This window comes from Pseudomonas sp. NPDC089392 (assembly GCF_044749595.1).
Classification (GTDB): Bacteria; Pseudomonadota; Gammaproteobacteria; order Pseudomonadales; family Pseudomonadaceae; genus Aquipseudomonas.
Window position 1 is genome coordinate 119,849 of sequence record NZ_JBIVIF010000013.1, and the last position, 12,862, is coordinate 132,710.

The 12,862-nt window shown below is 57.8% G+C and carries 9 protein-coding genes and 1 pseudogene; 6 read left to right on the forward strand and 4 right to left on the reverse strand.

The genetic code is table 11. The features are described 5' to 3' along the window. Nucleotides 1-6 precede the first annotated feature (6 nt). Entirely contained in the window at nucleotides 7-966 is a 960-nt protein-coding gene (locus tag ACIP1G_RS14175; protein WP_400737894.1) for a DMT family transporter, read from the reverse strand. 187 nt (nucleotides 967-1,153) lie between these two features. Between ACIP1G_RS14175 and ACIP1G_RS14180 the strand changes: the two genes are divergently transcribed. Further along, nucleotides 1,154-1,963, forward strand: a complete 810-nt coding sequence (locus ACIP1G_RS14180) for an AraC family transcriptional regulator (RefSeq protein ID WP_400737896.1) — start codon at nucleotides 1,154-1,156, stop codon at nucleotides 1,961-1,963. Between the two features lie 25 nt (nucleotides 1,964-1,988). Here ACIP1G_RS14180 and ACIP1G_RS14185 read toward each other — a convergent pair whose 3' ends face one another. Then, entirely contained in the window at nucleotides 1,989-2,621 is a 633-nt protein-coding gene (locus tag ACIP1G_RS14185) for an alanyl-tRNA editing protein (RefSeq protein ID WP_400737898.1), read from the reverse strand. A gap of 358 nt (nucleotides 2,622-2,979) precedes the next feature. On the opposite strand from ACIP1G_RS14185, the gene ACIP1G_RS14190 reads away from it, so the two are divergent. Beyond that, a complete protein-coding gene (locus ACIP1G_RS14190; protein ID WP_400737901.1) occupies nucleotides 2,980-3,900 on the forward strand; it encodes an Abi family protein in 921 nt (306 codons plus the stop codon). 5 nt (nucleotides 3,901-3,905) lie between these two features. On the opposite strand, the gene ACIP1G_RS14195 is transcribed toward ACIP1G_RS14190, so the two are convergent. Continuing rightward, entirely contained in the window at nucleotides 3,906-4,844 is a 939-nt protein-coding gene (locus ACIP1G_RS14195) for a LysR family transcriptional regulator (protein WP_400737904.1), read from the reverse strand. 168 nt (nucleotides 4,845-5,012) lie between these two features. Between ACIP1G_RS14195 and ACIP1G_RS14200 the strand changes: the two genes are divergently transcribed. The 4 genes from ACIP1G_RS14200 (at nucleotide 5,013) to ACIP1G_RS14215 (ending at nucleotide 12,465) form a co-directional block, all read left to right on the forward strand. Next, entirely contained in the window at nucleotides 5,013-8,498 is a 3,486-nt protein-coding gene (locus ACIP1G_RS14200; RefSeq protein ID WP_400737907.1) for an indolepyruvate ferredoxin oxidoreductase family protein, read from the forward strand. A gap of 5 nt (nucleotides 8,499-8,503) precedes the next feature. After that, nucleotides 8,504-9,703 carry an aminotransferase class I/II-fold pyridoxal phosphate-dependent enzyme gene (locus ACIP1G_RS14205; protein WP_400737910.1) on the forward strand — a complete coding sequence of 400 codons (1,200 nt, stop codon included), beginning with the start codon at nucleotides 8,504-8,506 and terminating at the stop codon, nucleotides 9,701-9,703. A 158-nt stretch (nucleotides 9,704-9,861) separates the two neighbouring features. Then, entirely contained in the window at nucleotides 9,862-11,631 is a 1,770-nt protein-coding gene (locus ACIP1G_RS14210; protein ID WP_400737912.1) for an acyl-CoA dehydrogenase C-terminal domain-containing protein, read from the forward strand. Between the two features lie 645 nt (nucleotides 11,632-12,276). Further along, entirely contained in the window at nucleotides 12,277-12,465 is a 189-nt protein-coding gene (locus tag ACIP1G_RS14215) for an AbrB/MazE/SpoVT family DNA-binding domain-containing protein (RefSeq protein WP_400737914.1), read from the forward strand. 109 nt (nucleotides 12,466-12,574) lie between these two features. Here the strand turns inward: ACIP1G_RS14215 and ACIP1G_RS14220 are convergent. Beyond that, a pseudogene (locus ACIP1G_RS14220) lies at nucleotides 12,575-12,862 on the reverse strand (hypothetical protein); the annotation flags it as partial.

Genomic DNA, 12,862 nt, shown 5'->3' on the forward strand with positions numbered 1-12,862 from the left:
AGGGATTCACATGGACGCCGAGTTGCTGCGGCTCTGGAGGGAAGTGTGAGCTCGCTGCCAGTTGGAGATGGCAAGGCCCGCCAGAATCGCGGTGAAGCCGAAGGCGTGATAGAGGTGGACGGTTTCCCCAAGGAGGACCGTCGACAGAATCGCGCCGTATATCGGGATCAGGTGAATGAAAAGTCCAGCTCGCGCAGCGCCGACACGGGAAACGCCTGTCATATAGAGAAGCGTAGCTGCCAGTGACGCGACGACTGCAACGTAGAGGGTCGCGGCCATCGAGCCGATGTTCCAGTCAGCACGCTGACCAGTCATAAGCTCCCAGCCAAAGAAAGGGAGTAGGGCGACTGATGCAATCAACAGTTGCACCCCCAGCAGACCCATGCGATTCAAGTCCGCAGGAATTGCCCGCAGCCAGTGGGTGTAGAGAGCAAAACAGACCATCCCGATGAAGACGATGAGGTCCCCTCGGGAAAACTGCATTCTGACCAGCCGATCGACATCGCCCTGCATGATGATGGCGAGCACGCCCAGGCACGAAACGATCATTCCCGCAGCTTGTGGCAGGCGCAGCTTCTGCCCGTAGAGCCCGGCGCCGATCAAAACAATCAGTACCGGAATGGTCGAGTTCAACAAAAGACCGTTGGCTGCAGTGGTCGAGTGCAAGCCGAGGTAGATGAACAGGTTGAAGCCAGCCAGCCCGGTAAGAGCAACACGAACCAGGTGCCAGCGAATCTCCCAATACCGGTTCGCTTCGTTGCGCAGCGCGCCCCAGCAGAACGGAAGCAAACAAAGTAGTGCGAGCACGTGCCGGCTGAACGCGAGCGTCATCGGGGGCACGTCACCGCGAACGGCTCGGCCTACAACGAAATTGCCAGCCCAGAACAGAGGCGGCAGCACCAGCGGTACCCACATGGCAATGTTCAATCCCGTCGTTGTTGAAGATTTCGTGTTCATGTCGTTCATCGGTGATGCACCTCCACATAGCTCGGCACCATGGTGAGAGGTTGTATTCGGAGTAACAATCTGGCTATCTGGAAAGTATATTTACGTTTAAGGTAAAAATTGGCTGACCTTGAGCTGTTAAAATGGAAACGTAAAAGAGGGCGTGGTACCTGGTTATCCATCGGTGCCACCTAGTGAGTCGATACCGATGAAAGATCGTGTTGAGTACATACGTAATCAGAAGGTGCCTGGCCTGGTGCTGGGTGAGGCGCACCTCTCGACGTTTAGCTTCGAGCGTCACTTCCATCTCGACTACCACATCGGCCTGGTCACCGAAGGCGTGCAACGGCAGCGTTACCACGGAGAAAGCTTGCTGCTGACCCCGGGCACCATTCAGCTCATGCCACCCGATGAAATCCATGACGGCATCTGTGCTGACGATGGCTTCTACACCCTCAAAACGTTCCGAGCCTCCACCGAGCTGCTGGCTGATATTGTTCGCGACATCTCTGGCCGCGAAGGGCTGCCTTCACTGGGTGGGGCAGTTCTGCTAGATCACTCGCTGTCTTGTCACCTGTCGCATTTGCACACCGTCATGCGTGAAGGCCACGACTTCGATTCGTTGGCCGTTCAAACCGGATGGCTCACATTGCTTGATCAATTGCTGTTGCGCAGCGGGCTCATGAAGTCTCAGCCGTTCACCGGCCGGCTATCACCTCAGCAAAGGCGGCTTATTCGGGAATACTGCGAGTCACGCCTGGCCGAGAAAATCACATTGGAGGATCTGGCAGAACTGTGCGGCCTTGAGCGGTACCAGTTCCTCAAGTACTTCAAGCAGACCGTCGGTATGACTCCGCATGCGTGGCTTGTCCGACTTCGATTGGAGAGGGCCTGTCTATTGCTCGCCCGAAACGAGTGGCAGGTATCACGTATTGCTCAAGAAGTCGGCTTTTACGATCACAGCCATTTCACTCGGGCGTTTCGCCAGGCGTTTGGTGTTGCGCCGTCGCACTACTGATCGACAGCGCTTACCGTCCCTCTCTTCACGCTTCGACTTCGTACTGCACCGACAGCTGGCCTTTCTTCTCCTTCATCTTGACGATGCGGATGTGACCGACTTCCGCCGTGGAGGCGACATGCGTGCCGCCACAGGCCGACATATCCATGGTGCCGAAACCTATGGTTCGCATGCCATCTTCGACGCTGATACGTCGAGGTGAGTTGGTCTGAACCAGTTCATTCACGGCCTGCTCAACGAGGGGCGCTTCCACTGCCTGGGCGCGGGAAGTTCGCTCGAACACCACGCGGGCTTCACCTGGCCAGTGATGGCCTTTGGTAGCAACCCATCCCAGCGGCTCCATCGAGGTGGCCAACAGGTGGCCGGCTGAATGCAGGCGAGCATGTAAACTGCGCGCTGCGGCGCGAACTTCGATCTCAGCATTACCCACTGCTACCGGAGCGACAGTCAGGTGGACCAGGTTGGCACCATCCTGGAAGACGCGTAGAACCTCGACACCGTTGATCGTGCCTTGGTCGGAAGGCTGGCCACCACCTTGCGGGTGGAACAGCGTAGCGTCGAGGATGACGTGGAAATTGCCTTCCTCTGCAGGTGAACAGCTCAAGACCTTGGTTTGCATGGCCAGGTCATCGCGGTCGAAGTAGAGACGTTGAGTCATAGCTTGTTTCTCGAATCGGATGCGGGCACGGGCAGCATTCGCCCAGCGGGCCTTGATCCTACGAGAGGGGAGGCGTCGTCAGCTTGTAGAAAATTGACGATTATCCATTGCAGAAGCACATGATCGCCCCTATACCTGTGTTCAGCAACGAAGAGGCCTGCGGCTTCACGGACCTCCTAGCCGGCCAGGCCGGTAGTCAACCAGATCCAACCGATTGTGTTGACAGGGTGTTGACGCTGGTGTCACCGCGACATAGTATTGATCTCAAGAATAGCCCCCACGCCTCGGGCGGGACTTGTCCCGTACTGCGCACCAGGGGGTTAGTTTTTTCTAGAACATGCTCGCAGGAAGCCTTGGCATGCCGCTCGCTCCCGTGCTGTATTCCAAGCCGGCCAAATCCCCCAACGCATTGCTTACCCACCTTCGCAAGAAGGGCCTCGGTACCCGTAAGCAGACGAAAGCATCCCTCAACGCGCTCGAATTCATCGGTTATTACCGATTGCTGATCTACATGCGCCCGCTTCAGGATGCCCAGAAGAAATTCCATCCCCATGTTCAGTTTGACGACGTTCTGAAGCTGTACGACTTCGACAGACGACTGCGCCTGGTTTTCTTGGATGCGGTTGACCGGATCGAGGTCGCGTTCAGAGCGGCAATCACCAACACGCTTGCGCTAGACAAGACTTGCGGCCCGCATTTCTACCTTGAGTCAGTTAACTTCAACAATTCGCAGGCCCAGCGAGATTTTCTGCGTCAGGTTCTGGGTCTCAGGGAGAAGGACAACGCTTCCCTCTCTCACTACTATGCGAACTACAACACTCCGGCGCTGCCCCCAGTGTGGGCGGTCGTCGAAGCGATGACCATCGGCCAGATTTCCCGTCTGTTTACCGACCTTCACCTGGATCATCGCAAGGCCATTGCAACGAAATTCGGCTACGACGAATCGATCCTGGTGACATGGCTGAAAAGCCTGACCTTACTGCGCAATGTGTGTGCACACCACGGACGACTCTGGAACGCATCCATCACTGCAAGTGCGCCAAAGTACGCCAAGTCAATCAATGCTGAATTCCCACCCCATGTAGACCGCGGACGCATGTTCGCCAGAGCGGTTGTGGTTCAGGCATTACTGGCACAGATTGACCCGACCTCGGATTGGAAGGACCGCTTCAAGGCATTGATGGCGACGTTGCCCGTAGCCACTTTTGCCAAAGCGAACCTGACCACGTCTGTACTGGGATTGGTTCCCGGCTGGGAAACTCGCCCATTCTGGACCTGACCGTCCTAGGAGAAATACGCGGCGTCGGCCTCTATCTGGGGTGAGATTCGCTCCTCCACCCACTCCAGCCATACCCGAGTGCGAGCGTCCAGGAATTGCCGCGACGGTCGCAACGCATATACGCCAATGTCGGGAGAACGCCAGCCAGGCAGCACACGCTTGAGGCGTCCCGACTTCACGTCATCGATCACAGAAAACAGCGGAAGCAAGGTAATGCCAGCGCCGCGACGTACTACGTCGAGGAGCATTTCCGGCGTGTCTGCGATCAGAGGGCCATTCACAGTCATTGGCGTTCCTGGGGTCGAGCCGTCCGTGAGGTGCCAATCAGGAGTAATTGAAGGGTTCACCAAGCGCAGGCAGGCGTGGTTCTGCAGTTCATCGGGCGATTGAGGGACACCGTGTCGCTCCAGGTACGCAGGGGATGCGCAAAGCACCGAGAACGTGGTGCCCAACCGTCTGGAGACAAGCGCCGAGTCGCTCAGCGCCTCCGCAAGATAGAGGCTCACATCGACCCCGCGAGCCAACAGATCGGGTACGTATTGGGAAGTGGTGTATTCCACGGTGAGCAGTGGATGCCGTGCGCAGAAATCGGCCATCGCCGGTGCCACGTAGTGCTGACCGAAGTTCGCCATGCATTGCACCCTCAGCCTGCCCTCAGGCTTCGTGGTGGTACCGGCGGCATGAGCCTCTGCCTCATCCACCAGTGCAACCACCTCCCGGCATCGCTCCAAGTAGTCAGCACCGACATCAGTCAGTACGCGCTGACGAGTCGTGCGCTGCATCAACTTGGCCCCCAGCCTTTTTTCAAGCTCGGTGATCAGCCTTGAAACCTGGGCAGTCGTGATCCCCATCTGTTCCGATGCGGCCGTGAAGCTTCCACTGTCGATAACGCAGAGAAATGCACGCATGGCATGCAGAACCCCACTCTCTAAATTTTTACGCATTACGTAAATATCATTTCCATTTCCCCACATTGTTGCATCAGCGGCAGTTCCCAACAATCAGAAAACGGTTTGCACCGAAGCTTGCTCCCCCTGTTGCCAGAGGCTGCCTGAACAGCCCGGCACGCTCGGCCTGACGGCCGTGGCTCATATAAGAATAAGGAGACGCCGATGATGGGTACTGCAGAGAAAGACCGCCAGATCGCCGTGGTTGTGAAAGAGGTTTCGCTCGACGACAAATACGTGAGCGACGTTGGCACAGCCTACATGAGTGGCATCCAGGCGCTGGTGCGCCTGCCCCTTGAACAAATGCGCCGAGACACGCAGGCGGGACACAAGACCGCCAGCTTCATCAGTGGCTATCGCGGTTCACCGATAGGTAACTACGACAGTGCCTTGTGGCAGGTTGGCAAGCTGTTGAAAGCCCACAACGTGGTTTTCCAAGCCGGTGTGAACGAAGACCTTGCCGCCACTGCGATATGGGGCACCCAGCAGGTCAATCTGGCCGGGCAGGGCAAATTCGACGGCGTCACCTCCTTCTGGTACGGCAAGGGGCCGGGTGTAGATCGTTCGGGCGATGCACTTCGCCACGCTAACCTCGCTGGTACTGCCCCGCTGGGTGGTGTTGTAGCCCTTTATGGCGATGACCACTCCTGCAAGTCGTCGAGCATTCCACACCAATCCGAGCATGTGATGATGGGCTGCGGCATCCCCATCTTCTATCCAACCTCGGTTCAACAGATTCTCGACTTCGGTGTACACGCAGTGGCGTTGTCCCGCTGCACCGGCGTTTGGACGTCGATGAAGCTTGTCAGTGAAATCGTCGAGACGTCCGCATCAGTCAATGTCGATCCGGCCCGGGTACAACCCGTCATCCCGGAGTTTCCCTCTCAGCCCGCCGGCGGTTTCAATATTCGCTGGCCCGATCGATCTCTAGACCAGGAAGCACGGCTCTACCAGCACCGCCTCCCGGCAGTGCTCGCCTATGCGCGTGCTAACCAAATCAACCGCGTGGTTTGGGACACTCCGAACCCACGGATCGGCATTGCGTCGAGTGGTAAGGGCTATCTCGATACTGTCGAGGCGTTGCGAATCCTGGGTATTGAGGGCGAGACGGCCAGTCGCCTGGGCCTTCGCCTCTACCAGGTAGGCATGATCTGGCCACTTGAGCCTCACGGCGTCCGTGAATTCGCCGTTGGCCTTGAAGAAGTCATCGTAGTCGAGGAAAAGCGGGCGATCCTCGAAGCACAGATCAAGGATGAGCTGTACGCGCTGCCTGATGCGCTGCGCCCTCGCGTTGTGGGCAAATCAGCTGATGGCTTGGGTGAGTGGAGCACTCCGATTGTTGATGCACCACTGATCAGCCACTACGAACTGCAACCAGAACCGATCGCCAAGATGCTCGCTGCGCGCTTCCTGCGGATGGAACTCCCGCAGGATCTGCGTCAGCTCATCGAGCAGCGCTTGGAGAAGGTCTTGACGGCCGAGCAGGAGTCCCTCGGCGTCCTTGATATTGCGGAACGTAAAGCTTATTTCTGCAGCGGATGCCCGCATAACTCGTCTACGGTGGTACCGGAAGGTAGCCGTGCGCTTGGCGGTATCGGCTGCCACTTCTTGTCCCTCACCATGGATCGGGGTACCGAAACGTTCTCCCACATGGGTGGTGAAGGGGCCAGCTGGGCTGGTGCAGCACACTTCACCAACGAGTCTCATGTTTTCGTCAACATTGGCGATGGCACGTACTTCCACTCGGGCTATATGGCCATCCGCCAGGCGGTCGCGGCAAAGGTAAACATTACCTACAAAGTGCTCTACAACGACGCGGTTGGCATGACAGGCGGTCAACATGTCGACGGTCAGTTGAGCGTGGCGCAGTTGACCCGACAACTGGCGGCCGAGGGCGTAGGCAAGCAAATCATCGTCACGGATGAACCTGGGCTGCTTGAAGAAAGCGACGGCATTGCCCCCGGTGTAACCATCCGCCACCGCACCGAGCTCGATGCCGTACAGCGTGAGTTGCGCGAGATTTCCGGCGTTACAGCCCTCATCTATGCGCAGACCTGTGCCAGCGAGAAACGTCGGCGCCGTAAGCGCAACGAATACCCTGACCCTGCCAAGCGGATCTTCATCAACAGCGAGATCTGCGAAGGCTGTGGTGACTGCTCGAAGAAATCGAACTGCTTGTCCATTGAGCCCGTTCAGACTGCCCTGGGTACTAAACGACAGGTCAATCAGAGCTCTTGCAACAAGGACTTCTCCTGCGTCGAGGGCTTCTGCCCGAGCTTCGTCACCGTACACACTCGCGACATCAAGCGTCCGGCGGCGGTTAAATCAACGCTTGAGGGATGGCCTGAGGCCCCACAGATCGCGACCATGTCTGGCCCCGTCCGGATCATCGTCGGCGGTGTCGGCGGTACCGGTGTTGTAACTATCGGCGCACTTTTGGGTGCGGCTGCGCACATGGAAGGTAAGGCAGCCCGAGTCATGGACATGGCAGGTATGGCCCAGAAGGGCGGTACCGTTTACTCCTACGTGCAGCTGGCTACCTCGGACGATCAAATCTCCGCCACCAAGATCGCTGCAGGCCAGTGTGATTTGCTGATCGGTGCCGATGCGGTCGTATCGGGCAGCAGCGCAACACTCTCGCGGTTGCGCAAAGAGGGCTTGGCCATCGTCAACGAAGACGGCTCGCCGACTTCCGAGTTCATCAAGTCACGCGACTGGTTCACTCCATTGAATGACCTGCTCGGCCGTCTGAAAGCTCGCCTCGACAAAGGGCGCCTGGTAACGCTGCCGGCGGCGCAGATCGCCACCCAGATGCTAGGCGATGCGATCTTCGCGAACCTGATGCTCCTCGGCATGGCCTGGCAGCTTGGCCGGGTACCAGTGTCCCGCGAGAGCCTTGAGAAAGCGATCGAGCTCAACAAGACCGCGGTCGCCAAAAACCTGGAAGCCTTCCGGATTGGATGTCACCTGGCAGCCGATCCGTCCCTGGTGCAACAACTGCTTGGCGAGCAACAAGCCAAGAAAGCACCGCTGACACTGGACGAGTTGATCGAAGACCGTACTGATCGTCTGCACGTTTACTGGAACACCGCCTACGCCAAGAAATACAACGCGCTGATGAAGCGTGCGGCGAGCGTGTTGCCTGAACAGGTTGCGACCACCGTGGCCACTCAGCTGTTCAGGGTCATGGCCTACAAGGATGAGTATGAAGTAGCGCGTTTGCTGGTAGGCGACAACTTCAAGAAATCCCTGGCTGCGAACTTTGGGGATGATGTTCGCCTGACCTACCACCTGGCCCCGCCAGCCCTCGGCGTGGGCGAAAACGTGCGTAAGCGCGCCTTCGGTAGCTGGATTCGCTGGCCGATGGCAGCCCTGGCTCGCATGCAGTGGCTACGGGAAACCCCGCTCGATGTCTTTGGCCGCAACGAGGAGCGTAAGCAGGAGCGCGCTTGGCGAGACCGTTACGTCGCCTTCGTGGAGACCCTGACGTCCTCAAATGCCCTGTGCAACATGAACATCGCTGCTCAGATTGCTCAGATTCCAGAAGGCGTCCGCGGCTTTGGTCACGTCAAGATGCAGGCTATGGAACAGGCGGCCAAGCGGTGGGACGTCCTTGATCAAAGCTTGTCTTCGAAAAGCAGTAAGGAATAACCCGCATGAGATTCTCCGATAGAGCACTGTCCATCCAACCATTCTTGGCAATGGAGTTTGGCCAGCGTGCGGCAGTGCTTGAGGGACATGGAGCGAATGTCATCAAGCTGAACATTGGCGAACCCGACTTTGGCGCCCCTGCCCCTGTTGTTCAGGCGATGGAGGCTGCGCTGCAAGGGACGCCAATGGGCTACACCTCGGCTCTAGGCTTGTGGGAGCTACGTGAAGCCATCGCCCAGTACTACAAGAGCACTTACGGAGTAAGCATCTCGCCATCACGAATCGTCGTGACGGCGGGAGCCTCAGCGGCACTGCTCTTGGTAACAGCTGCCCTGGTAAACCCAGGCGACAAGGTGTTGGTCGGTGACCCGTCCTACCCCTGTAACCGGCAGTTCCTCGCTGGTTACGGAGCAGATGTCGAACTGGTGCCTACGACTGCAGCATCCAGATTCCAACTCGATGCAGCGCTCGTGCAGGCTCATTGGTCCGAAGCAGTTCGAGGACTGATGATTGCCACGCCAGGTAATCCCACTGGCACTTCAGTGCCTTTGGAAGAGCTTTCGGCGATCTGCAGTCATGCTCGTGCCAATGGTGCATGGCGGATCGTTGATGAGATCTATCTGGGGCTCGCAGACAGGGGCCCTGATGGACGGGCCCCAGCGACAGTACTTACCGTCGACCCGGATGCCATCGTGATCAACAGCTTTTCGAAGTACTTCGGTATGACGGGGTGGCGATTAGGGTGGTGCGTGGTACCCGCGGAGATGGTGCCAGTCATGGAAAGGTTGGCGCAGAACTACTACATCTGTCCCTCCACCTTGGCTCAGCATGCCGCATTGAGCTGCTTCCGCCCTGAGACGATAGCGATCTGTGAGCAGCGCCGCACTGAGCTCGAAGTTCGACGCACGGTGGTACTGGACGGCTTGGCGCGGATCGGGCTTCCAGTGCCGGTCCTCCCCGATGGTGCGTTCTACGTCTACTTCAACGTCGCCCACACTGGCTTGAGCGCCATGGAGTTCTGTCTGCGGGCGCTTGAAGAGGCGCATGTCGCACTGACACCCGGCAATGATTTCGGTCAGTGCGGAGGAGCCGAGCATGTCCGCTTGTCGTATGCAGCATCAGTTGATGAATTGAAGGAAGGTCTGGAGCGACTGGGCTACTTCATGAGCCAGTTCATCAAGATTCAAAGCTTGGCGAGTATCTGAACGGCAGTACCTTTACTGATCTCCGGCGTCATTGGACTGACGTTGGGGGTCAGTCTTTTTTCCTGCCTTTCCTTAAGCGACCTGCCCAAGTTCTCTTCTGCAACACCTCTAATTTTCCTTGCGTGCGGGCAAATGCCCTCTGAACGGTGAGCTCACAAATGACCGATTACAACGCACCGCTGCGCGACATGCGCTTTGTTCTTCATGAAGTTTTCCAGGGGCCGGCGATCTGGGCCCGTTTGCCAGCATTGGCCGAGCGCGTCGACGCAGAGACGGCTGACGCGATCCTCGAAGAAGCAGCCAAGATCACAGGGCAACTGATTGCTCCATTGAGCCGTAATGGTGATGAGCAGGGCGTGCGCTTCGACGCAGGCGATGTGACCACGCCGGACGGCTTCCAAGCAGCCTGGCAGACCTACCGCGAAGGTGGCTGGGTGGGCTTGGGCGGTAACCCTGAGTATGGCGGAATGGGCATGCCGAAGATGCTTTCGGTGCTGTTCGAGGAAATGATGTATGCCGCGGATAGCAGCTTCAGCCTTTACTCGGCGTTGAGTGCGGGAAGTTGCTTGGCGATCGACGCCCACGCCAGTGAATCCCTCAAGCAGACATTCCTGGCTCCAATCTACGAAGGTCGCTGGGCGGGCACCATGTGCCTGACCGAACCCCATGCCGGTACCGATCTGGGCTTGATCCGCACGCGTGCGGAGCCACAAGCTGACGGTAGTTATCGGATCAGCGGGAGCAAGATTTTCATCACCGGCGGCGAACAGGATTTGACTGAAAACATCGTCCATTTGGTGTTGGCCAAGCTGCCTGATGCGCCCGCGGGTCCGAAAGGAATTTCGCTGTTCCTTGTTCCCAAGTACATGGTTGATGCCGGCGGTGGCCTGGGCGAGCGCAATGGTGCCCACTGCGGCTCGATCGAGCACAAGATGGGAATCAAGGCGTCGGCCACATGCGTAATGAACTTTGACGATGCCGTCGGTTATCTCGTGGGCGAGCCAAACAAGGGGCTGGCCGCTATGTTCACCATGATGAATTACGAGCGACTGTCCATCGGCATCCAGGGCATTGGTTGTGCCGAAGCTTCGTACCAGAGTGCCGCACGCTACGCTAACGAACGCCTGCAAAGCCGCGCCGCCTCTGGCCCGCAAGCCAAGGACAAAATCGCCGATCCGATCATCCAACATGGCGATGTCCGCCGCATGTTGTTGACCATGCGTGTCTTGACTGAGGGTGGCCGTGCGTTTTCCACTTACGTTGGCCAGCAGCTTGACTTGGCCCGCTATGCCCAGGACGCCGGTGAGCGCGAGAAAGCTCAGCGCCTGGTTGCGCTGCTCACACCGGTGGCCAAGGCGTTCTTCACTGACAACGGTTTGGAGAGTTGCGTGCTTGGCCAACAGGTGTATGGCGGGCATGGCTACATCCGCGAGTGGGGCCAGGAGCAATTGGTGCGGGACGTGCGAATTGCCCAAATCTATGAAGGTACCAACGGCATCCAGGCACTCGACTTGCTCGGTCGCAAAGTGTTGGCAGACGGTGGTGAATCCCTGGCACTGTTCACCAGTGAGATCCGCTTGTTCAGCGCTGAAGCTCCATTGCATCGCAGGGCGTTGCTCGAAGTTATTCAGCGCCTGGATGACACCTCTCACTGGCTGATGCGACGTGCAGCGGATGAGCCCAACTTAATCAGCTCGTCTGCGGTTGAGTATCTGCACCTGCTTGGTTTGGCTGCGTATGCCTACATGTGGGCGCGCATGGCCGCAGTGGCACAACAAGGCATGGATGACGATCCTGCGTTTTACAGTGCCAAGCTAGCCGGCGCCGATTTCTTCTTCCAGCGCATACTGCCTCGTACATTGTCACTGGAAGCGAGCATCAAAGCTGGTAGCCAGAGCCTGTATCACATGCTGCCTGAGCAATTCTGAGCTCCGCCAGACCTGTAGAACTGCAGAGAACTACGCCCGCTTCACATCTACTGTGACGTGGGCGTTTTTACGCCAGGCTGCCACTGGTTGGGAAGGTGCTACATGTGCGGATGCCAAGGTCTGCTCGCCGAGCCCTAAATGCGCATGGAGCTCCAGGTAGTAGTCGCCTGCCGCATTTCTCAAATGCTCTGACACAGCTGCATTCGAAACCAAGAGTTGAAAAAAGCACCCAGGAGGTGCCTTTTCGTCAGGCTTGAGGAGTAGTCGCAGCGATCCTTTAGCTCCCAGCCCGGAGACCTTGGGTTCAGAATCCGACAGGCTAGCCCGTCGTCACTACTTCAGAGAAACCAGCTTTCTCTGCTGCCAAAAATGCCGGGGGGGCTTGCTGGATCCCAGTCCCGACGAATGCGCAGTTGCAGTCCTCAACAAGAAGACTACTCAAGGTAACACGCGAGTCAATCACAGTTGATGAATGGCCGCGGTCTCACGCACGTTACATCGGGGCACGTCACTGGCCCTCGGTCCGCTTAACTTCAGAGGGCGTGGGGCCCCAGCGTCCGGCATTCGCCGTGGGTCGATTACGCAGTAGGGGGCATGTGGGCGTAGGATGGAGGTTCCCTCATTCGCCCATAAAGTACTGCCCCTATGAATGAATCTGTGCGGATAACCGTGAAATGCCAAGACCCGGGTGATGGTTCGGGGGATGTGATCATTGACCTCCCTGCCGATATCCTCGAATGCATGGGCCTCAACATTGGTGATTCCCTGTCCATAGAATTGGTAGACGAGAGCATAGTGCTCAAGCCAATTCGTGATGCAGACGTCCAGCCCTAAGGTAGCGATCGACCCAGAGCTGCCCCTGGTACGGGGCAGCAATCGGCGAAGTAGACGTTAACGAGTGCCAGAGAGGGGCTTTAATCCAGGCAGGATCAATGCGAAGTGATTAACGCGTTTCTAACTTCAGCCCTTCTAGAATCGTAGCCATCTGCGCCGTCGGGTTCAGCGCTTGTAGAATAGCGGTCATCTGCGCCGCCGGCTTCAATGCCTCCTGAAGGGCAACCATCTGCGCCGTCGGCTTCAATGCCTCCTGAAGGGCGACCATCTGCGCCGTCGGCTTCAAAGCCTCCTGAATGGCGACCATCTGCGCCGTCGGCTTCAATGCCTCCTGAATGGCGACCATCTGCGCCGTCGGCTTCAAAGCCTCCTGAATGGCGACCATCTGCGCCGTCGG